The sequence below is a fragment of the Pseudaeromonas aegiceratis genome, from assembly GCF_046254905.1.
GTDB lineage: Bacteria > Pseudomonadota > Gammaproteobacteria > Enterobacterales > Aeromonadaceae > Pseudaeromonas > Pseudaeromonas aegiceratis.
In genome coordinates, this window is the sequence record NZ_CP158016.1 from 3,371,860 (window position 1) to 3,393,135 (window position 21,276).

Below are 21,276 nucleotides of genomic sequence, written 5' to 3' on the forward strand. Positions count from 1 at the left end.
GTTGGTTTCGGTCGTGCCGGCTGGACAGGCCGGCCCCTCCGCTGTCAGGATGGGCGATATTCTGTGCATGATAGCAAGATGTCCATGTCATTCCCTCCTTCCGAACCATTCAACCCACCGGAGCGCTTTGCCCAGCGGGTCTATCAGGTGGTGGCGGCCATTCCCTATGGTCGCATCACCACCTATGGCCAGGTGGCGCGCCTGGCCGGCTCCCCCCGGGCCGCCCGTCAGGTGGGCGGGATCTTGTGCCGCCTGCCTGAAGGCACTCAGCTACCTTGGCATCGCGTGATCAATCGTTTCGGCCTCAGCTCGCTGCAGGGTGAGGCGCGGCAGTGCCAGCTGACCCTATTGCAGGCCGAGGGGCTGCCCGCCACCGCAGACAGCCCCCTGGATCTGGCCCGTTATGGCTGGCCGGACTAGCTAAGATTGCCCAGATCGAACGGCGTCAGCTGATAGACGTAATAGTTCAGCCAGTTGGAGAACAGCAGGTAGCCATGGCTGCGCCAGCTGGAGCGCGGCGCTTGGCCGTCATCGTTGTTGGGGTAGTAGTTGACCGGCATGGTCGGCGCCAGCCCCAAGCCCACGTCCCGCTGGTATTCGTTGTGCAGGGTGTCGGCGTCGTACTCGGGATGCCCCGTGACATAGACCTGGCGACAGTCCGGGCTCACCGCCAGATAGACACCGGCTTCGTCGGACTCGGCGAAGATCCGCAGATCCGTGTTGGCGCGGATAAAGTCTCCCTCGAAACTGGCGTAGCGGGAGTGCGGGGCCAGAAAGTGGTCGTCGAAGCCCCGCACCAGGGGATCCAACTCCACCAGGCGGCGATGCTCGTACACCCCGGAGAGTTTGACATCCCGGGTCTGTTTCTCCAGCCCATAGAACACCTTGAGTGCCGCCTGGGCCGCCCAGCACAGGAACAGGGTGGAGGTCACATGGTGGCGTGACCATTCGATGATCTCCACCAGAGTATCCCAGTACACCACATCGTCGAACTGCACCAGGCCCAGCGGAGCGCCAGTGATGATGAGGCCGTCGTACTTATTCTGCTTCACCTGAGCAAAGTCCTGATAGAAGGTCTCCAGGTGTGATGTTGGCGTGTTCTTTGACTCACGATTATCGATACGCAACAGATCGACGTTCACCTGCAAGGGGGAGTTGGAGAGCATGCGCATCAGCTGGATTTCTGTCTCGATCTTCTTGGGCATCAGGTTCAGCAGCAGCACCCGCAAGGGGCGGATGTCCTGATGAAAGGCCCGTGTCTCTGTCATGACAAAAATATTCTCTTCGCTGAGAACTCCGGCTGCCGGCAGCTTATCCGGAATGCGAATCGGCATGGCTCACTCCTCAATACAACGGTAAATACGTCTGGACATCTAGAAATCTACACCAAGGCGCCGCCACTGTCATCCATTGTGATGGCGCGCACGCCCGCTCTTCCCTTCCCCAGCCCCTTTGACTAGCATTAGCCCTGACACTTCAAAGCGGTAACTAGATGGCAGGCATAAAAATCTCCGTTGATCGGCTGCAGGTAGGCAACTACGTAAAATTGCCGGTCAACTGGAAGGATCACCCCTTTCTCTTCTCCAGCTTCCTGATCAAATCGCAGGAACAGATAGACCTTATCCGCAGCCTGGGGCTCAAGCAGGTGGTGATCTTCCCGCACAAATCCGACGCCCCCCCCAAACCCATGGGCACCGAGATACAGCTGGCCGAGTCCAGCATCAACCATGATGAAGTCGCCGATCTGGATGCCCGACTGCGGGCCGATAAGGCCGATCGTATCGAACGACTCAAGCAATACCGCCGCAGCCTGCAGCGCAGCGAGAAGGCATTCGAGCGCTCTCTCACCCAGATGCGTAGCCTGATCAACAAGTTGCAGAACCGTCCCCTGACCGCCATGCGCGAGGCCCAGGAGCTGGTGGATGACATGGTGAGCAGGCTGCTCAATGCCGACGACATGGTGCTGCACCTGATGTCCGACATGCCGGAAGGGGAGTCCATCTATTATCACTCCCTCAACGTGGCCATTCTGGCCATGATGCTGGGCAAGGAGGCGGGCTTCAGCGAGCAGGAGATCAAGGTGCTGGGCATGGGCGCCATCTTTCACGATATCGGCAAGGTCAAGATCCCCAGCCAGATACTGCGCAAGATGGAGCCGCTGACCAAACCGGAAGAAAACCTGATGCGCCAGCATCCCCGCTACAGCCGGGATCTGCTGGATCTGGTCAAGGAGTGCAACCCGGAGATCAAGACACTGGTGTATCAACACCATGAGCGGCTGGACGGCTCAGGCTACCCGGAGCGCTTGAAAGGGGAAAAGTTAGACAAGCTGACCCAGATGCTTTCCATGGTGGACGAGTACGACTCCCTCTGCCATCCCCAGCAGAAGGGCCAGGCGCGGGTGCCCCATGTGGTGCTCTCCTATCTGTTCAAACACAGAACCAAGCAACTCAATAAGGACTACATAGGGCTGTTGGTCAAGCAACTCGGCATCTACCCGCCGGGCAGTGTGGTGCAGTTATCCAATGGGCAGGTGGGGCTGGTGATGTCGGTCAATCCCAAACGCCTGCTCTACCCCAGCGTGTTGCTGTACGATCCCATGGTCCCGCGCCAGGAGGCCGCCATCATCGATCTGGAGGACGCCGGGCTGACTATCGGCAAGGTCATCGCGCCCAGTCGGCTGCCGGAGCCCGTGTTCGAGTACCTCAACCCCCGCACCCGGATCAGCTTCTATATCGATTACACCAGTAATCTCAACCAGTAACATCCATAAGCTACCCCTGTTCGCCTTAGCCGAGGCCGTGCTAACTTAGCCGGACCCTCTGGCTTGGCATTCTGACGAGGTGGCCACCATGCATATCGAAGTAATCACCACTGGGGATGAAGTCCTCACCGGCTTCATCGTCGACAGCAATGCCGCCTGGTTATGCCAGCGCCTGCTGGCCCAGGGGCTGCAGGTCCAGCGCCGCCAAACGGTCGGTGATGAATTGGCGCAGCTTATCGCCATCCTGCAGGAGCGGAGCCAGTTCGCCGATGTCATCATCGTCAACGGGGGACTGGGACCGACATCGGACGATAAGACCACAGAGGCTGCGGCACTGGCCGCCGGTGTCGGGTTGGAACTGGATACCGCCTGGCTGGCTCAACTGGAGGCGCGTTACGCCAGCCGTGGCCGCCCCATGCCCAGCAGCAACCGCAAGCAGGCGATGCTGCCCGCTGGCGCCACTAAGTTGGACAACCCCATAGGCACCGCCTGCGGCTTTGCGCTGCAGATAGGCCGGGCCCGCTGTTTCTTTACTCCGGGCGTGCCGAACGAGTTTTTCCGCATGGTCGATGAGCAGATACTGCCCAGGCTGGCGACCGGGGAGCAGAGCCACAGAACAGAGGTGCGTCGCTACTTCACCTTTGGTGTCTCTGAGTCAGCCCTGAGCGATCAATTAGACAATCTGAGCTGGCCGCCCCATATCGTGCTGGGTTACCGCTCCGCCATGCCGCTCATCGAGATCAAGCTCATCAGCCAACAGGCTGACAAGACCGACTTTGCCCAAGCAGAGCAACAGTTGTTGCCGATCCTGGCACCCTACCTGGTGGGGCAAGGCGATTGGCAGATGGCCATGGATCTGCAACAGCGACTGGGTACACGCGCCTTAGTGTTGCATGAGGATGCCAGCCAGGGCTTGCTGTTGCGACAATTGGCCCCGGCGCTGCCCCAAATGACAGCCCATTTCGGCCCCTTGCCCGCCAACGCGGTCGGCTTGCTTGAGACGCTGCAGCAATACGATGGTTTACACCTGGCAGTAGGGCGGGCCAGTGAGGCCGGCATCCCCTTGGCCCTCTGGGATGGGCAGCAAGGGATGGCCCAGACGCTGAACATTGGCCTACAGGATCAGCAGCTGCACACCACCGTCATCAGCTTTGCCGCCCTACATATGCTGCAACGCCATCTGCAGGCCCTACCGGCCATCTGCGACTACCAGACCCTCAAACGCAGTGAGCTGCGGCAAAGCAAGCTATTAGGCTAAGCAGGAACGGACAAAAAAGAAGAAAGCAGAAAAGCAAAAACCCCGCCAAGGCGGGGTTTCTTTATGATGCTGGTGCTGATACCCAGAGTCGAACTGGGGACCTCACCCTTACCAAGGGTGCGCTCTACCAACTGAGCCATATCAGCACGCAATCTGGTGCGATATCCGGAGCGTCCGGTATCAAAATTGGGTGCCTGGCGGTGTCCTACTCTCACATGGCGAATGCCACACTACCATCGGCGCTACAGCGTTTCACTTCTGTGTTCGGCATGGGAACAGGTGGGTCCACTGCGCTATTGCCGCCAAGCATAAATCGTAATCCGAAAAGCTGAAATTCGTTCTAAGGCTACCGCTACAAGGTCTAAGACCCCTTGGGTGTTGTATGGTTAAGCCTCACGGGTAATTAGTATGGGTTAGCTCCACGCATCACTGCGCTTCCACACCCCACCTATCAACGTCGTAGTCTTCGACGGCCCTTTAGGAGGTTCAAGACCTCAGGGATGACTCATCTCAGGGCTCGCTTCCCGCTTAGATGCTTTCAGCGGTTATCGATTCCGAACTTAGCTACCGGGCAGTGCCATTGGCATGACAACCCGAACACCAGAGGTTCGTTCACTCCGGTCCTCTCGTACTAGGAGCAACTCCCTTCAATCATCCAACGCCCACGGCAGATAGGGACCGAACTGTCTCACGACGTTCTGAACCCAGCTCGCGTACCACTTTAAATGGCGAACAGCCATACCCTTGGGACCAACTTCAGCCCCAGGATGTGATGAGCCGACATCGAGGTGCCAAACACCGCCGTCGATATGAACTCTTGGGCGGTATCAGCCTGTTATCCCCGGAGTACCTTTTATCCGTTGAGCGATGGCCCTTCCATTCAGAACCACCGGATCACTATGACCTGCTTTCGCACCTGCTCGACCTGTCCGTCTCGCAGTTAAGCTGGCTTATGCCATTGCACTAACCTCCTGATGTCCGACCAGGATTAGCCAACCTTCGTGCTCCTCCGTTACTCTTTGGGAGGAGACCGCCCCAGTCAAACTACCCACCAGACACTGTCCTCACCCCGGATAACGGGGCCAAGTTAGAACATCAAACATACCAGGGTGGTATTTCAAGGTCGGCTCCACGACAACTAGCGTCATCGCTTCTAAGCCTCCCACCTATCCTACACAAGTAGGTTCAATGTTCAGTGTCAAGCTGTAGTAAAGGTTCACGGGGTCTTTCCGTCTAGCCGCGGGTACACTGCATCTTCACAGCGATTTCGATTTCACTGAGTCTCGGGTGGAGACAGCGTGGCCATGGTTACACCATTCGTGCAGGTCGGAACTTACCCGACAAGGAATTTCGCTACCTTAGGACCGTTATAGTTACGGCCGCCGTTTACCGGGGCTTCGATCAAGAGCTTCGCTTGCGCTAACCCCATCAATTAACCTTCCGGCACCGGGCAGGTGTCACACCCTATACGTCCACTTTCGTGTTTGCAGAGTGCTGTGTTTTTGTTAAACAGTCCCAGCCACCTGGTCACTGCGGCTGCCATCAGCTCTGTGAGCAAGTCACTTCACCAACAACAGCGTACCTTCTCCCGAAGTTACGGTACTATTTTGCCTAGTTCCTTCACCCGAGTTCTCTCAAGCGCCTTGGTATTCTCTACCCGACCACCTGTGTCGGTTTGGGGTACGGTTGTCTGTAACCTGAAGCTTAGAGGCTTTTCCTGGAAGCGTGGCATCAGCAACTTCCCATCCGTAGATGGTTCGTCTCGGGTCTCGACATTGTGTCTCCGGATTTGCCTGGATACACTGCCTACCGCCTTTCACCAGGACAACCAACGCCTGGCTTGCTTAGCCTTCTCCGTCCCCCCATCGCAGTTACAGCCAGTACGGGAATATTAACCCGCTTCCCATCGACTACGCTTTTCAGCCTCGCCTTAGGGGCCGACTCACCCTGCCCCGATTAACGTTGGACAGGAACCCTTGGTCTTCCGGCGAGGAGGCTTTTCACCCCCTTTATCGTTACTTACGTCAGCATTCGCACTTCTGATATCTCCAGCATGCCTTACGACACACCTTCGCAGACTTACAGAACGCTCCCCTACCACTCAATCTATTGATTGAATCCGCGGCTTCGGTGCCTGGTTTGAGCCCCGTTACATCTTCCGCGCAGGCCGACTCGACTAGTGAGCTATTACGCTTTCTTTAAATGATGGCTGCTTCTAAGCCAACATCCTAGCTGTCTGAGCCTTCCCACATCGTTTCCCACTTAACCAGAACTTTGGGACCTTAGCCGGCGGTCTGGGTTGTTTCCCTCTTCACGACGGACGTTAGCACCCGCCGTGTGTCTCCCGGATAGTACTTACTGGTATTCGGAGTTTGCATGGAGTTGGTAAGTCGGGATGACCCCCTAGTCCAAACAGTGCTCTACCCCCAGTAGTATTCGTCCGAGGCGCTACCTAAATAGCTTTCGGGGAGAACCAGCTATCACCGAGTTTGATTGGCCTTTCACCCCTAGCCACAAGTCATCCCCTAACTTTGCAACGTTAGTGGGTTCGGTCCTCCAGTACCTGTTACGGCACCTTCAACCTGCCCATGGCTAGATCACCCGGTTTCGGGTCTACTCCCAGCGACTAGTCGCCCAGTTAAGACTCGGTTTCCCTACGGCTCCCCTATTCGGTTAACCTCGCCACTGAAAGTAACTCGCTGACCCATTATACAAAAGGTACGCAGTCACCCCACAAGGAGGCTCCCACTGCTTGTACGTACACGGTTTCAGGTTCTATTTCACTCCCCTCACAGGGGTTCTTTTCGCCTTTCCCTCACGGTACTGGTTCACTATCGGTCAGTCAGTAGTATTTAGCCTTGGAGGATGGTCCCCCCATGTTCAGACAGGATATCACGTGTCCCGCCCTACTCGTTTTCACGCTGATGTCGCTTTCGTGTACGGGACTATCACCCTGTATCGTCGGCCTTTCCAGGACCGTTCCACTAACTCCATCAACGCTTAAGGGCTGCTCCCCGTTCGCTCGCCGCTACTGAGGGAATCTCGGTTGATTTCTTTTCCTCGGGGTACTGAGATGTTTCACTTCTCCCGGTTCGCCTCGCAACACTATGTATTCATGTTGCGATACTGAGTAAACTCAGTGGGTTTCCCCATTCGGACATGGTTGGCTATAACGCTTCTTACCAGCTCACCAACCCTTTTCGCAGGTTAGCACGTCCTTCATCGCCTCTGACTGCCTAGGCATCCACCGTGTACGCTTAGTCGCTTAACCATACAACCCCAAGAAGTCTTTCGACTCTCGACGTCGCACACAAGGACTGTGTTACAACTTTGTTTTCGCCAAGAAGTTCCAAGACACTTGTAACAGTATTTAGAACTTTTGAATCAGCTTTCCAGATTGTTAAAGAGCAGATTTCATTAAGAAATCAAACCGATAGCCTGATTTTTCAGGATATGAGTTTGCGTTCTTGGTCAGTCGAGAATGGTGGAGCCATGCGGGATCGAACCGCAGACCTCCTGCGTGCAAAGCAGGCGCTCTCCCAGCTGAGCTATGGCCCCAAGAAGTGGTGGGTCTGAGTAGACTCGAACTACCGACCTCACCCTTATCAGGGGTGCGCTCTAACCACCTGAGCTACAGACCCACTTCGACGGGTGCTCTCTTTACATATCAATTCAGGCAATCTGTGTGGTCACTCAGCAGACATTGCGTCATCAAGATAAGGAGGTGATCCAACCGCAGGTTCCCCTACGGTTACCTTGTTACGACTTCACCCCAGTCATGAACCACACCGTGGTAACCGCCCTCCCGAAGGTTAAGCTAGCTACTTCTGGTGCAATCCACTCCCATGGTGTGACGGGCGGTGTGTACAAGGCCCGGGAACGTATTCACCGCAACATTCTGATTTGCGATTACTAGCGATTCCGACTTCATGGAGTCGAGTTGCAGACTCCAATCCGGACTACGACGTACTTTTTGGGATTCGCTTACTCTCGCGAGCTTGCCGCCCTCTGTATACGCCATTGTAGCACGTGTGTAGCCCTAGCCGTAAGGGCCATGATGACTTGACGTCATCCCCACCTTCCTCCGGTTTATCACCGGCAGTCTCCTTTGAGTTCCCACCATCACGTGCTGGCAACAAAGGACAAGGGTTGCGCTCGTTGCGGGACTTAACCCAACATCTCACGACACGAGCTGACGACAGCCATGCAGCACCTGTGTTCTGATCCCCGAAGGTACTCCCGCATCTCTGCAGGATTCCAGACATGTCAAGGCTAGGTAAGGTTCTTCGCGTTGCATCGAATTAAACCACATGCTCCACCGCTTGTGCGGGCCCCCGTCAATTCATTTGAGTTTTAACCTTGCGGCCGTACTCCCCAGGCGGTCAACTTATCGCGTTAGCTTCGGAGCCCACGCTCATACGGCACAGACTCCAAGTTGACATCGTTTACGGCGTGGACTACCAGGGTATCTAATCCTGTTTGCTCCCCACGCTTTCGCACCTGAGCGTCAGTCTTTGTCCAGGGGGCCGCCTTCGCCACCGGTATTCCTCCAGATCTCTACGCATTTCACCGCTACACCTGGAATTCTACCCCCCTCTACAAGACTCTAGCCGGACAGTTTCAAATGCAGTTCCCAGGTTGAGCCCGGGGCTTTCACATCTGACTTATCCAACCGCCTGCGTGCGCTTTACGCCCAGTAATTCCGATTAACGCTTGCACCCTCCGTATTACCGCGGCTGCTGGCACGGAGTTAGCCGGTGCTTCTTCTGCAAGTAACGTCACAGGTGAAAGATATTAGCTCCCACCCTTTCCTCCTTGCTGAAAGTGCTTTACAACCCGAAGGCCTTCTTCACACACGCGGCATGGCTGCATCAGGGTTTCCCCCATTGTGCAATATTCCCCACTGCTGCCTCCCGTAGGAGTCTGGACCGTGTCTCAGTTCCAGTGTGGCTGGTCATCCTCTCAGACCAGCTAGAGATCGTCGCCTTGGTGAGCCGTTACCTCACCAACTAGCTAATCCCACCTGGGTGCATCCAATCGCGGTAGGTCCGAAGATCCCCACCTTTCCCCCTCAGGGCGTATGCGGTATTAGCAGTCGTTTCCAACTGGTATCCCCCTCGATTGGGCAGCTCCCCAGGCATTACTCACCCGTCCGCCACTCGCCGGCGGGGAAGCAAGCTTCCCCCCGCTGCCGTTCGACTTGCATGTGTTAGGCCTGCCGCCAGCGTTCAATCTGAGCCATGATCAAACTCTTCAATTAAAGTTTTTGGCTCAATGAATTCTGAATTAACTGTTGCTGGATCTTTCGATCCGCTTTGGTCACTTCATCAGACATTGAAAATCAATTTTGTCGATTGACTTCAATCTCTGCGAGTGCCCACACAGATTGCTTGAATTGAATTGTTAAAGAGCGGTTCGACCCGGTTTCACCGGCATCGTGGGATGCGCATCTTACTCGCTTCCCATTTTGAGTCAAGCGCTATTTGCCAGCCGCTTTCCTCTGCTGCCGGGCTGTGCCCTGACAACGAGGGCGCATTATAGAGACCTCGGCCAACCTGGCAAGGGATTTTTGGCGAAAATCACAAAAAAACACTTATAAATCAGACAACACAGACTAAACACGGCTTATTCACAGAGATATCCACAATCCGGTGAATTATTAACCGGAAATGGCGGGGACCGCCTTGGCAAAGGCCAGCAGATCGTCATAGATCGCCTCCGCTTGGCTTATGGCTTCCTCGCTTAACGGCTGGCCGCTCTTTACCAGCATGGGATGCCCCACACCAGCCGCCTTTCCCGCCTGCAGATCGGAAAGCTTGTCTCCCACCAGATAGGAGGTAGCCATATCCAGTTTAAGGTGCTTGGCGGCCTCCAACAGCATGCCGGGGGCGGGCTTGCGGCAGTCGCACTGCTGGCGGTAGGCCTCGACCGTCGCCTCGGGATGATGCGGACAATAGTAGATACCATCCAGATCCACATCGCGATCGGCTAATGACCAGTCCATCCACTCGGTGAGCTGCATAAACGCATCCTCGGTGAAGTAGCCCCGGGCGATGCCGGACTGGTTGGTCACCACCACCAGGCAATAGCCTTTCTTCTTCAACAGCTGGAGCGCTTCGATGGCGCCATCGATAAAGTGGAAGTCATCCACCTGACTCACATAGCCAGTGTCCTGGTTGATGACGCCATCCCGATCGAGAAAAACCGCTACTTTTGCCACTGTCATTTCCTATCACCGTTGAGTTTGCCGCATTATAGGCAAGCCCGACCTGGATGGCTTGTGCTTTGCTCGTATGCTGAGCGCCCACAGCGATCCGTTATAGATAGGAATGTCATGCCGGTTTCTCCTCCCCCGTCTGCCTGGCGCGATCGCCTGGCCATCAGCGGTGAACGTCGCCTGCTGCTGCTTACCGGCTCGCCGGCCTGGTGTCAGCATCGTCTGAGCGAACTATTACCCCCAGACACTCTCTGGCTGGGAAGCGCACCGGCCCCCTTCGTCCCACAAGCCATGGATAAACCGGCCCGTTGGCTGGGGCAGGAGTATCCCCATGTGGTGCTCAATGGCTTCGATGGCCTGCACCCGGATGCCTTAGGCGCCGTGTCCGGCGCATTGCGCGCCGGCGGCCTGCTCTGCCTGATGATGCCACCACTAACCAACTGGCCGTCGTTTGCCGACCCGGATCTGCGCCGCTTCGTCGCCAGCCCGGAGGAGATATCACGCTGTCAGGGCCACTTCCTGGCGCGATTAGCCCGGCTGCTGCAAGCCGAGCCTCAACTTTGGCTCTGGGATCAGAGCAGCGGCTGGCATGCTGATGAACCCTGGCCCCTGACCCTGGCGCCCTGGTGCCGCGTCGAGGCGCTGCAACCGACCGATGATCAACAGGCCGCCCTGACGGCGCTGCTGCACTGCGCCAGCGGCCACGCCCATAGACCCCTGCTGATTGAGGCGGACCGTGGGCGCGGCAAGTCTACCGTGCTGGGGCTGGCGGCCGCCCAACTGCTGCAACGCCCCGGTTATCGCATCCTGTTAAGCGCGCCGTCCCGCAAGGCGGCCGACCAGGTATTTGTACAGTTGCACCGCCTGTTGCCCGCTGCCATCGAGCAGGGCGAGACGATTGTATGGAATAGCAGCCAGCTCGCCTTCTACAGCCCGGATGCCCTGCTGGAGCAACGGCCGGAGGCGGATCTCTTGCTGATCGACGAGGCGGCGGCCATTCCCACCCCGCTGCTGCAGGATCTGCTGCATCACTATTCGCGCGTGGTCTTCGCCACCACGCTGCACGGCTATGAAGGCTCGGGTCAGGGCTTTGCCCTGCGCATGCAGCCCTATCTGCAGCGTCATTATCCGGGTTGGCAGCGCTGCCACCTGAGCCAGCCGGTACGCTGGCATGCCGGCGATCCGCTCGAGCCCCTGCTCAACCGCCTGCTGTTGCTGGGTCATAGCGAACCGGATCCGCTACCCAGCGAGGAGCCTATCGAATGGCAACGGCTGACCCAGGCCCAGCTGGCCGAGGATGAAGCCTTGCTGCGTCAGCTGTTTGGCCTGCTGATCCAGGCCCACTATCAGACCAGCCCCAGCGATCTGCGCACCCTGCTGGACAGCCCGGAGCTGACCATCCATGGCCTGCGCCAGGGCCGGCAGTGGCTGGGCGTCGCCCTGTTGTGCGACGAGGGCCCCATCGAGCCTGAACTGGCTTGTGCCATCCGCCGGGGCGAACGCCGCCCCCGCGGCCAGTTGCTGCCGCAAACCCTGTTGGCGCATGCCGGCATCGACGAGGCGGCCGGCTTTCGCTTTGCCCGCATCATGCGTATCGCCATCCATCCCAGCCGTCAGCGTCAGGGGTTGGGCCAGCGGCTGTTGGCCGCCCTCACCGCCGACTGTCGCCAGCAAGGTTACGATCTGCTGGGGGCATCCTTTGCCGCCTCCCCCGAGCTGCTGCACTTCTGGCGACGTGAAGGCTGGCAACCGGTGCGCCTGGGGCTGTCCCGGGATGCTGCCAGCGGCAGTCACTCCGCCGTGCTGCTGCAGCCCCTGTCCGACGCCGCCCGCCAGGTTCTGCCCGCCTGGCATCAACGCTTCCAGCAGCAGCTGCCCCACTGGCTGAGTGGCCCCTTGCGCGTACTGGCCCCGCCACTGGTGTTGGCCCTGCTGGAGCGGCACAGCCAGGCGCCAGCGTTGCAGCGCTGGGAGTGGCAGGATGTGATCGACTGCGCCCATGGTCATCGCTCGCTGGATCATGCCCTGCCCAGCCTGCGGCGTTGGCTCGAGGTTCGCCGGGCAGACTGGCAGACACTACCGCATCTTGACCAATGCCTGCTGGTCGGCCGGCTTTGGCAATACCAGTCCTGGTCATCCCTGGCGCCGCTTTGCCAGCGGACCGGCCAGAAGGCCCTGCAACAGGCAATACGTGCCAGCCTGCGCGCTGCCGGGGTGCCGGAACGCCTCACCGAGGATTTTTTGTCACAAAGCATGCCAGCCCATGCCGCTGACACAGTTTGACATACCTTGCCGACCACCCTTTTTTATACTCAGGCCATCAGTTCAGAGAGGAGCCTATGGAGCCGAGCCTTCCCCATATTCTGGTGGTGGATGATCACGCCGACATCCGCGATCTGTTGAAGCGATTTTTAGAAACCCACGGTTTCCGGGTGACCTGTGCCCGGGATGGCAAGGAGATGAAGCGCCAGCTGGAGAGCGGCAGCTACCAGCTGATGGTGCTGGATCTGATGCTGCCCGGCGAGGACGGCCTCTCCCTATGCCGCGGCGTGCGCGCCACCTCCAGCCTGCCCATCGTCATGCTCACCGCCATGGGCGAGGAGATGGACAAGATCATCGGCCTGGAGATGGGCGCCGACGACTATCTGGCCAAGCCATTCAATCCCCGTGAGCTGCTGGCCCGGATCCGTGCCGTGCTGCGCCGCACCCAGGGCCAGGAGCTGGCCGACCCCCAGCCCGGCCACCAGTTGCACTTTGCCCAGTGGACCCTGGATCAGGCCCGCCGGGAGCTGGTGGATGAGGGAGGGGTCACCATCAGCCTCTCCACCGCCGAATTTGATCTGCTCAAGGTCTTCGTGGAACGCCCCCAGCGGGTGCTCAGCCGGGATCAACTGCTGGATCTGGCCCGCGGCCGGGAGGCCCAGGCCTTCGACCGGGCCATCGACACCCTGGTGAGCCGGCTGCGGCGCAAGCTGGAGCGGGATCCCAAGAACCCCGAGCTGATCAAGACCATCTGGGGCGGCGGCTACCTGTTTGCCGCCGAGGTGCTGCATGATTAGACGCTGGCTACCCCGCCACATCAGCACCCAACTGCTGCTCATCACCCTGTGCGGTCTGATACTGGTGCAGCTGCTTAGCCTGCAGATCTATCGCCTGGAGCGCAGCGACACCCTGAGCCTGGTGAACAGCCGCCACGCCATGCTGCAGCTGGCCGCCGTGGTGAACCTGCTGAATACGGCGCCACCGGACCAGAGTGAACAGATCCTGCGGGCTAGCCGCAGCGAGACCCTGATGCTGCGCCTCAAGGAGTCCGCCTGGACGCCACCGCAGCGGGATCCCCGCTTCGAGGCCAGGCTCACTCGCCTCTTGGAGGTGCCGACCGATATCCGCATCAGCGCCGAGCTGATGGATCCCGCCCAACTGCCTCCGCCGCCGGAGGGGCGCCCCCCCTGGATGGAACGCGGCCACGGTCGCGTGATGGCGCTGCGGGATGCCCGCCTGTACGGCAGCATCAAGCTGGCCAATGGCCAGTGGCTGATCTTCAGCACCTTTCAGGACAAGGAGCCGCCCGCCTGGTCGCCCCGCCACCTGCTCAGCCTCCTGCTGGTGGGGGGCCTGATAGGTCTGCTGCTCATCTGGCTCATCCGCCGCATCACCCACCCCCTGAAGCAGTTGGCCCGTCAGGCGGAGCAATTTGGTCGCGGGGAGCGCCTGCCGCCCCTGACCGAATCGGGACCGGACGAGGTTCGGGAGACCCTGGCCGCCTTTAACCGGATGCAGTCGCGCCTCGATCGCTTCGTTCAGGATCGCACTCAGATGCTGGCGGCCATCTCCCACGATCTGCGCACCCCCCTCACCAGCCTGCAACTGCGTTGCGAATTCCTGCCCGAGGGCGAGGATCGGCAGCGCATGTTGCAGACCCTGGGCCAGATGGAACAGATGATCCGAGCCACCCTGCACTTTGCCCGGGAGGATCAGCAGCAGACCCCGCGCCGAGACGTGGATCTGGTCAGCCTGCTGCACAGCCTGTGCGACGATTATGAGGATGCCGGCCAGGCGGTCAGTTGCCAGGCGGAGGGCAAGCAGGTCTATGCCTGCCACCCGGACAGCCTGCGCCGCGCGGTACAGAACCTGGTGGACAACGCCCTCAAGTATGCCGGCAGCGCCGAGGTCAGCCTGACCAGCGGCGCCCGCAGCCTGCAGATCCTGGTGTGTGATCGGGGGCCAGGTATCCCGGAAGAACAGCTGGAGCAGGTGTTCAAACCCTTCGTGCGCGGCGATACCGCCCGCAACACCGAAGACGGCAGTGTGGGACTGGGGCTGTCCATCGCCCGCACCCTGGTGCATCAGCATGGCGGCGAACTGCAACTGTGCAACCGGGCCGGGGGGGGACTGGAGGCCTGCCTGCAGCTGCCCCGCTAATTCGGCAAGCCCATAAAAAAGCGCGGCCAATGGCCGCGCTTTTGATCTTATTTGGCGTTGTTCAAGTTGTCCTGCCTCATGACCACAGCGGGAAAGGGCCATGGTGCAGGGGGCCGGGAATCATAATCGTGGCCAGAGGATCCAGACCGTGACAAGCTTCCCAAAAACATTGGTTAAACAATTTATTACATCCCTTTGAAACCCCAAAAGAGAGCCATCTCACAAGGCCAAACGCAAAGGCCCACCAGATGGTGGGCCTTTTTATCCAACGAACCGGACTTAGTTGATCTGGTAGAAGACACCACTGTAGGCCGGTACCGTGATGGTGTAGTTACCATCGCTGGCACTGAGGCTATCGCTGCTATCCAGCAGATTGTCCAGCGTACCATCATCCCCCAGCGCCGTGGTGCTCAGGGTCACCACCGCATCAGTCCCCTGGGTGTTGAGCAGGTACAGTATCTGATCGCTACCGTTGTCCTTGCGGGAGACAAACACGTTGTCATCATCTGAGATGCGGGTCAGGGAGCCCTGAGCCAGGGCCGGATGGTCATCCCGCAGATCCATCAGGGACTTCACGTAGGCCTTCAGGCTGGTCTCATTGGTGGTCAGGCTGTCCTCGGTCACGCCCAGGACTCGGCCATCGGTACGAGACACGTGGTCATCACACAGACCCTGGCTGGCGCAGGTGGAGCTGCTGACCTGGGTGGAGAAACCATCCAGCTGATCACCGATCTCGTCGCCATAATAGACGGTCATGGGGCCTGAGGTAGCCGCCATGAAGCTGAACACCGCCTTGTGACGCAGCCAGTACTCGTCCTCATCCACGTCCCCACGCCCGGTGCGCTGCAGCAGATCACCCAGCCGCGGAATGTCATGGTTACCGATAAACAGGTTGGGTATGGCAAAGTCAGGGTAGACGGAGCCATCGTTCCAGCTGGCATACAGGGCGGATGCATCACTGTTGCTGCTGGCACTGGTCTCAGACCCAACGGCCTGCATCAGGCCATAGTGCATAGGGAAGTCGAAGTTGGAGAGCAGACCGGGGGCGCTGCTGGTGCCATAGCCATTGCTGGCGATGTAGTCCTGGCCACTCCAGACCTCACCCACCATATAACCCAGGGTGCCCCACTCCTCACCATCCGCCGCACGAGCGGCCGCGGCGGTTTCCACCGCACCACGGATCGCTTCCAGATCGCTGACCGGCACCTGATAGGCCTGGTCCAGACGCCAACCGTCGATGCCATATTCGGTCACATAGTAGGCCGCCACCGCCTTGAAGAAGGCCAGGGTGTCGCTGCTGTCATAATCGAAGCAGGTCTGGGTGCTGCTGACGGTACAAGTGGATGAACTGGAGGTCAGCGTTGCCGGCTCAGCCAAGCCACTCAGACTGGAGGGCACATTATCCATGGTGATACCGATGCCACTGGCATGGCCGAACACCCCGTCCAGGAACACATACAACCCCTTGTCGTGGGCCGCATCCACCAGCTCCTTGAGCTTGGCGCTGTCCCCAAACATGGGATCCACGGTGAAATAGTCACAAGCAAAGTAGCCGGTGGCCTCCAGCTTGGCGTCCGAGGTCTCACCCTTGCAGGAGTTGAAGATCGGGGTCAGCCAGATGGCGTTGACGCCGGTGCCGGCGATGTAGTCCAGGCTGTCGATGATGCCCTGCAGGTCGCCCTTGTGCTCGGACGGCCCATAGCCGGTGTTGTAGTTGATGCTGTCGTCACCATTGACGAAAGCCTCCACCATGATCTGGTACATGCGCAGATCACAGGCGGCCACATCTGCACCCTGGTTACAGGTCATACGGCTGTCGGCGGAGTTCGCGCTGCTGCTGATGGTCAGCGAATAAACGCTATCATCGGTAGAGCTGGAATCATCGGTAGAAGAAGAACCACCACCGCCACCACAGGCGGCCAGCGCCAACGCCATTGCCACAGAAATCGCCGAACGATGCCAAATATGCTTATTCATTGCATTACCCTTATGCGTTATTTCCTTCGTTGGCCGCCATGATACGGACTGCCCACCCCGTCAGGCCGTGATCCTTTTCTCACTAACATCCTCGGCAAATGCATGATAGCGTTTTCTTTTTTTGCACTGGACCGCATTGGCGCCAGGCCTCGGCTTTACATCCCTCGGCGGCAGGCATAGATTGGCCGTCTATCCATCCAAACCACAAGGACGAGACGATGAAAGACGCCACCCTGGCACTGCATCACGGCTTCCAGTGCGACCCCATCACCAAGTCGGTGGCCGTGCCCATCTACCAGACCGTCGCCTATGAGTTCGACAATGCCCAGCACGGGGCCGATCTGTTCAACCTGGCGGTGCCCGGCAACATCTACACCCGGATCATGAACCCCACCAACGACGTGCTGGAACAACGCCTGGCCGCGCTGGAGGGGGGCGTCGCCGGCCTGGTGGTCTCGGCCGGCAGCGCCGCCATCAACTACGCCATCCAGACCCTGGCCCAGGCCGGCGACAACATAGTCTCCACCCCGCAACTCTATGGCGGCACCTACACCCTGTTCGCCCACCAATTGCCCAGCTTCGGCGTGGAGGTGCGCTTCGCCAAGGATGACTCCCCCGCCGCCATCGCCGAACTCATCGACGACAAGACCAAGGTGGTGTACTGCGAGAGCATCGGCAACCCGGCGGGCAACATAGTGGACATCCAGGGGCTGGCCGACGTAGCCCACGCCCGGGGCGTGCCCCTGATGGTGGATAACACGGTCGCCACCCCCATACTGTGCAAGCCCATCGCCTTTGGCGCCGATATCGTGGTGCACTCCATCACCAAGTACGTGGGGGGCCATGGCAACTCCCTGGGCGGCGTCATTGTCGACTCCGGCAAGTTTGACTGGGTGGCCAACGCCGCACGCTTCCCCGGCCTGAACCAACCCGAGCCCTCCTACCACGGGGTGGTCTACACCGAGAGTTTCGGTCCCGCCGCCTTCATCGCCCGCGCCCGTACCGTGCCGTTGCGCACCACGGGGGCGGCGCTGGCCCCCATGAACGCCTTCTTGCTGCTGCAGGGGCTGGAGACCCTGGCGCTGCGCATGGAGCGTCACACCGAGAACGCCATGCGGATTGCCCAGTACCTGCAACAGCATGACAAGGTGGCCTGGGTCAGCTATGCCGGCCTGCCGGATCACCCGCACCACGCCCTGGCGCAGAAATACATGGGCGGCAAACCCTCCTCCCTGCTCTCCTTCGGCCTCAAGGAGGGCTATGACGCCGGGGTGCGCTTCTACGACGCCCTCCAGATCTTCAAGCGGCTGGTCAACATCGGCGATGCCAAGTCCCTGGCCTGCCATCCCGCCTCCACCACCCACCGCCAGCTCAACGAGGCTGAACAAGCCAAGGCCGGAGTGAAGCCGGAGATGATCCGCCTGTCCATCGGCATCGAAGCCATCGAGGATCTGCTGGCGGATCTGGATCAGGCCCTCAACGCCTGAGCAGACGACAGGCCTGAAAAAGGGGACCGCTTGGTCCCCTTGTCTTTCGTGCGCGGCCGATCAGTGGATCTCGATCTCCCGACGCGGTTGCGGCACGTTAGACTTGGCCAGCGTCACATACAGCATGCCGTCCTGGAAGCGGGCGTCTATGTCCTCGGCCTGCACGTCCTCCGGCAGTTGGAAGCTGCGGGTAAAGCGGCCATAGAAACGCTCGGTCCTGTGGTGGTGCTGATCCTCGTGGGCCTGGTGCCGCTCACCGCTGATGGTCAACATGCCGTTGTCCACCGACAGCTTGACGTCCTCCTTGGCGATGCCGGGGATCTCCACCTGCAGCTGATAGGCCTTGTCGTCCTCGGTGATATCCACCGCCGGCAGCCAGTCGCTCTGGCTGAGGCTCTGCCGGTCGTCCAGCCGGCCCAAAAAGCCTCTGTGATAGTCGCGGAACCAGTCTTCGAACTCCCGGAAGGGGTTCCATCTTTCGATAGCCATAAACACCTCCCATTACCTACGCAGGCAAATGCCTTCACTAGATCAGATGAGGCATGCCAGGTCATTTTTCAAGCAGATCTGGCAAAAAATCCACCCACCAGACTCCACAACAGTCGGCTCCCCAACCCCAGCATGATGAGCCCCACCAGGGCATCGATGCCGCGGGGCACCAAGGGATGACGGAGCCAGGGTGCCAGCCGCGCCGCCAGCAGCGCCAGGCCGAAGAACCAGACGGCGGAGGCCAGCACGGCCCCCAGGGCGAAGGCGGGCAAGGCCTCATGGGGCCACTGGGCCGCCATGCTGCCCAGTATCATGACGGTATCCAGGTACACATGGGGGTTGAGCAGCGTCACCCCCAGGGTGGTGAACAAAATGGCCTTGTCACCGGCCCCCTCCCCCAGCAGATCGAGCCGGGCCGAGCCATTGCGCCAGGCACGCCACAGGGACTGACCGCCATACACCAGCAGAAACAGGCTGCCCCCCAGGGTCAGAGTCAGCTTGAGCCAAGGCAGGCTGGCCAGGGCCTGGCCGCCGCCAAACACCCCCAGGGCGATCAGCAGGCAGTCACACAAGAGGCACAAGCCCGCCACCCAGAGATGGCGCTCCCGCCTCAGCCCCTGGCGCAGCACATAGGCGTTCTGGGCCCCGATGGGCATGATGAGACTGGCCCCCAGGGTAAAACCCTGCAACATGACAACCGACATGGCGACTCCTCCACAACAGATGGCGTCAGCCTAGGGCTTGGCGTATCTTCAGTAAAACTAATGATTTTGATATTTCATAAGAGAAATTTATGAATCGGGATCTCCCCCTGGATTACAAGCTGCTGCAGGCCCTGGATGCCGTGGTGCGGGAGCAGAGCTTCGAGCGGGCCGCCCGGGCCCTGCACCTGACCCAGCCCGCCATCTCCCAGCGCATCAAGCAGCTGGAGCAGCTGCTGGCCCAGCCGGTGCTGCTGCGCAGCTCGCCGCCCAGCCCCACCCTGCTGGGGCAGCAGTTGCTGGGCCACTATCGCCAGGTCAGCCAGCTGGAGCGGGAGCTGCTGCCCCGCCTGCACCCGGAGGCCCCCAGCGAGCCGCTGCGCATCAGCATCGCCGTCAACGCCGACAGCCTGGCCACCTGGTTCCTGCCGGCCCTCACCCCGCTGCTGGACCGCCATCCGTTGGCGCTGGATCTGGTGCTGGACGATGAGACCCGCAGCGTGGAACGGCTACGGCAGGGGGAGGTGTTCGGCGCCGTGGGCTGTCATCCCCTGCCCCTGCCGGGCTGTGAGGCCAGCCTGCTGGGGGACATGGAATACCGACTGATCTGCTCCCCCGCCTTCGCCCGCCGCTACTTCGAGGAGGGCCTGCACCTGCAGGCCCTGAGCCGGGCGCCGGCGGTGGCCTTTGACCACAGGGACGACATGCACGTCTCCTACCTGAGCCAGCACTTCGCCCTGCCCCCCGGCGGCTATCCCTGCCACACGGTGCGCTCCTCCGAGGCCTTCATCGATCTGGCCCTGGCCGGGGTGGCCTACGCCCTGATCCCTGAGCTGCAGATCCGGGCCCAGCTGGCGGCCGGAACCCTCATCAGCCTGCCGGCCCCGCCGTTGCAGCGCACCCTCTACTGGCATCGCTGGCTGCTGGCCCGCGGCGTCCATCAGCAGGTCTCGCAAGCCATACTGGCCGCCGGACGGCAGGCCCTGGCGAAGACCCAGCCATAAAAAACGCCAGCACTAGGCTGGCGTTGGTCGACGCGAAAGCACTCAAGCCTTGGGCTTGGGCCGCACCCCCAGGGTGTGGCACAGGGCATAGGTCAGCTCGGCGCGGTTCAGGGTGTAGAAGTGGAAGTCCTTCACCCCTTCCCGGGAGAGCACCCGCACCATGTCGATGGCGATACTGGCCCCCAGCAGGTTGCGGGTGGTCTGATCGTCGTCGGCGATCCCCTCGAAGCGCTGGTGCAGCCAGGCGGGGATCTTGACGTTGGAGAAGCCGGCAAATTTCAGCAGGGTCTTGTAGTTGGACACCGGCAGTATGCCCGGCACGATTTCCGCCTCGATGCCGATGGCGGCACAGCGATCCCGGAAGCGCAGATAACTTTCCACGTCATAGAAGAACTGGGTGATGGCCCGGCTGGCCCCGGCGTCGATCTTGCGCTTGAGGTTGAGCAGATCCGCCTGGGCGCTCTTGGCCTCCGGATGCACCTCGGGATAGGCCGCCACCGAGATATCGAAGTCGGCCACCTCCTTCAGCAAGCCCACCAGATCGGCGGCATACATGTCCGGCTTGGCCATGCCCTGGGGCAGGTCGCCCCGCAGGGCGACGATATGGCGGATGCCGTTGTCCCAGTAGTCCTGGGCGATCTGGCGCAGCTCGTCGCGGTTGGCGTCGATGCAGGTCAGGTGCGGCGCGGCGATGAGGCCGGTGCGCTCCTTGATCTCCTTGATCACCTTGTGGGTGCGATCCCGGGTGCCGGAGTTGGCGCCATAGGTGACGGAGACAAACTTGGGAGACAGGGTCTGCAGGCGCTCGATGGAGTTCCACAGGGTCTGTTCCATGGACTCGGTGGTGGGGGGGAAGAACTCGAAGGAGACATCGATGCGGCCATTCAAATCCGCCAGACTCTGGTTCAGCGCCTCCACCTGGCGTGCACTCTCAAAACTCATCCCTTGCTCCTTCTG

14 protein-coding genes, 3 tRNA genes and 3 rRNA genes are annotated in these 21,276 nt (G+C 60.0%); 8 read left to right on the plus strand and 12 right to left on the minus strand.

The genetic code is table 11. The features are described 5' to 3' along the window. Positions 1-78 precede the first annotated feature (78 nt). Positions 79-420 (plus strand): MGMT family protein, encoded by a 342-nt coding sequence (locus tag ABHF91_RS15850; protein WP_409421202.1) that lies wholly within the window; start codon positions 79-81, stop codon positions 418-420. Here the strand turns inward: ABHF91_RS15850 and metA are convergent. Then, positions 417-1,334: a homoserine O-succinyltransferase gene (gene metA / locus ABHF91_RS15855; RefSeq protein ID WP_409421203.1), complete on the minus strand. Its 918-nt coding sequence runs from the start codon at positions 1,332-1,334 to the stop codon at positions 417-419. The genes ABHF91_RS15850 and metA overlap by 4 nt on opposite strands. A gap of 158 nt (positions 1,335-1,492) precedes the next feature. Here metA and ABHF91_RS15860 point away from each other — a divergent pair, with 158 nt between their 5' ends. Together ABHF91_RS15860 and ABHF91_RS15865 are read left to right on the plus strand one after the other, a co-directional pair. Continuing rightward, the gene (locus ABHF91_RS15860; protein WP_409421204.1) at positions 1,493-2,764 is read left to right on the plus strand and encodes an HD-GYP domain-containing protein; all 1,272 of its coding nucleotides are present in this window, start codon (positions 1,493-1,495) and stop codon (positions 2,762-2,764) included. Positions 2,765-2,852: 88 nt separating this feature from the next. Continuing rightward, the gene (locus ABHF91_RS15865) at positions 2,853-4,022 is read left to right on the plus strand and encodes a CinA family nicotinamide mononucleotide deamidase-related protein (RefSeq protein WP_409421205.1); all 1,170 of its coding nucleotides are present in this window, start codon (positions 2,853-2,855) and stop codon (positions 4,020-4,022) included. A 70-nt stretch (positions 4,023-4,092) separates the two neighbouring features. On the opposite strand, the gene ABHF91_RS15870 is transcribed toward ABHF91_RS15865, so the two are convergent. The 7 genes from ABHF91_RS15870 to gmhB all read right to left on the minus strand — a co-directional run bounded on the left by ABHF91_RS15870 (position 4,093) and on the right by gmhB (position 10,242). Continuing rightward, positions 4,093-4,168: transfer RNA gene (locus ABHF91_RS15870), tRNA-Thr, on the minus strand. Between the two features lie 46 nt (positions 4,169-4,214). After that, positions 4,215-4,329: ribosomal RNA gene (rrf, locus tag ABHF91_RS15875) — 5S ribosomal RNA — on the minus strand. A gap of 75 nt (positions 4,330-4,404) precedes the next feature. Next, positions 4,405-7,293: ribosomal RNA gene (locus ABHF91_RS15880) — 23S ribosomal RNA — on the minus strand. Positions 7,294-7,504: 211 nt separating this feature from the next. After that, a tRNA-Ala gene (locus ABHF91_RS15885) sits at positions 7,505-7,580 on the minus strand. A gap of 6 nt (positions 7,581-7,586) precedes the next feature. Further along, positions 7,587-7,663, minus strand: a tRNA-Ile gene (locus tag ABHF91_RS15890). Positions 7,664-7,739: 76 nt separating this feature from the next. Then, a 16S ribosomal RNA gene (locus tag ABHF91_RS15895) occupies positions 7,740-9,282 on the minus strand. Together the 16S, 23S and 5S rRNA genes with 3 tRNA genes alongside form the textbook arrangement of a ribosomal RNA operon. Before the next feature lie 399 nt (positions 9,283-9,681). Continuing rightward, positions 9,682-10,242, minus strand: a complete 561-nt coding sequence (gene gmhB, locus ABHF91_RS15900; RefSeq protein ID WP_409421206.1) for a D-glycero-beta-D-manno-heptose 1,7-bisphosphate 7-phosphatase — start codon at positions 10,240-10,242, stop codon at positions 9,682-9,684. Positions 10,243-10,356: 114 nt separating this feature from the next. Between gmhB and ABHF91_RS15905 the strand changes: the two genes are divergently transcribed. From ABHF91_RS15905 to ABHF91_RS15915, 3 genes are read left to right on the plus strand one after another with little or no spacing between them, the layout of a single operon-like run. Further along, positions 10,357-12,522 carry a tRNA(Met) cytidine acetyltransferase TmcA gene (locus tag ABHF91_RS15905; protein WP_409421207.1) on the plus strand — a complete coding sequence of 722 codons (2,166 nt, stop codon included), beginning with the start codon at positions 10,357-10,359 and terminating at the stop codon, positions 12,520-12,522. Positions 12,523-12,578: 56 nt separating this feature from the next. Then, on the plus strand, positions 12,579-13,298 hold the full coding sequence (locus ABHF91_RS15910) for a response regulator (RefSeq protein WP_409421208.1): 720 nt from the start codon (positions 12,579-12,581) through the stop codon (positions 13,296-13,298). Then, positions 13,291-14,661, plus strand: coding sequence for an ATP-binding protein (locus ABHF91_RS15915; RefSeq protein ID WP_409421209.1), 1,371 nt, complete (start codon positions 13,291-13,293; stop codon positions 14,659-14,661). The genes ABHF91_RS15910 and ABHF91_RS15915 overlap by 8 nt, the downstream gene beginning before the upstream one ends. A 279-nt stretch (positions 14,662-14,940) precedes the next feature. On the opposite strand, the gene ABHF91_RS15920 is transcribed toward ABHF91_RS15915, so the two are convergent. Continuing rightward, entirely contained in the window at positions 14,941-16,638 is a 1,698-nt protein-coding gene (locus ABHF91_RS15920; protein WP_409421210.1) for an alpha-amylase family glycosyl hydrolase, read from the minus strand. 218 nt (positions 16,639-16,856) lie between these two features. Here ABHF91_RS15920 and ABHF91_RS15925 point away from each other — a divergent pair, with 218 nt between their 5' ends. Next, a complete protein-coding gene (locus ABHF91_RS15925) occupies positions 16,857-18,125 on the plus strand; it encodes an O-acetylhomoserine aminocarboxypropyltransferase/cysteine synthase family protein (RefSeq protein ID WP_409421211.1) in 1,269 nt (422 codons plus the stop codon). A gap of 60 nt (positions 18,126-18,185) precedes the next feature. On the opposite strand, the gene ABHF91_RS15930 is transcribed toward ABHF91_RS15925, so the two are convergent. Beyond that, the gene (locus ABHF91_RS15930) at positions 18,186-18,614 is read right to left on the minus strand and encodes an Hsp20/alpha crystallin family protein (RefSeq protein ID WP_409421212.1); all 429 of its coding nucleotides are present in this window, start codon (positions 18,612-18,614) and stop codon (positions 18,186-18,188) included. Positions 18,615-18,682: 68 nt separating this feature from the next. Further along, a complete protein-coding gene (locus ABHF91_RS15935) occupies positions 18,683-19,318 on the minus strand; it encodes a LysE/ArgO family amino acid transporter (protein WP_409421213.1) in 636 nt (211 codons plus the stop codon). Positions 19,319-19,407: 89 nt separating this feature from the next. Between ABHF91_RS15935 and ABHF91_RS15940 the strand changes: the two genes are divergently transcribed. Beyond that, positions 19,408-20,319 carry a LysR family transcriptional regulator ArgP gene (locus tag ABHF91_RS15940; RefSeq protein WP_409421214.1) on the plus strand — a complete coding sequence of 304 codons (912 nt, stop codon included), beginning with the start codon at positions 19,408-19,410 and terminating at the stop codon, positions 20,317-20,319. 42 nt (positions 20,320-20,361) lie between these two features. On the opposite strand, the gene metF is transcribed toward ABHF91_RS15940, so the two are convergent. After that, on the minus strand, positions 20,362-21,261 hold the full coding sequence (gene metF, locus ABHF91_RS15945; RefSeq protein ID WP_409421215.1) for a methylenetetrahydrofolate reductase: 900 nt from the start codon (positions 21,259-21,261) through the stop codon (positions 20,362-20,364). Positions 21,262-21,276: the final 15 nt, after the last annotated feature.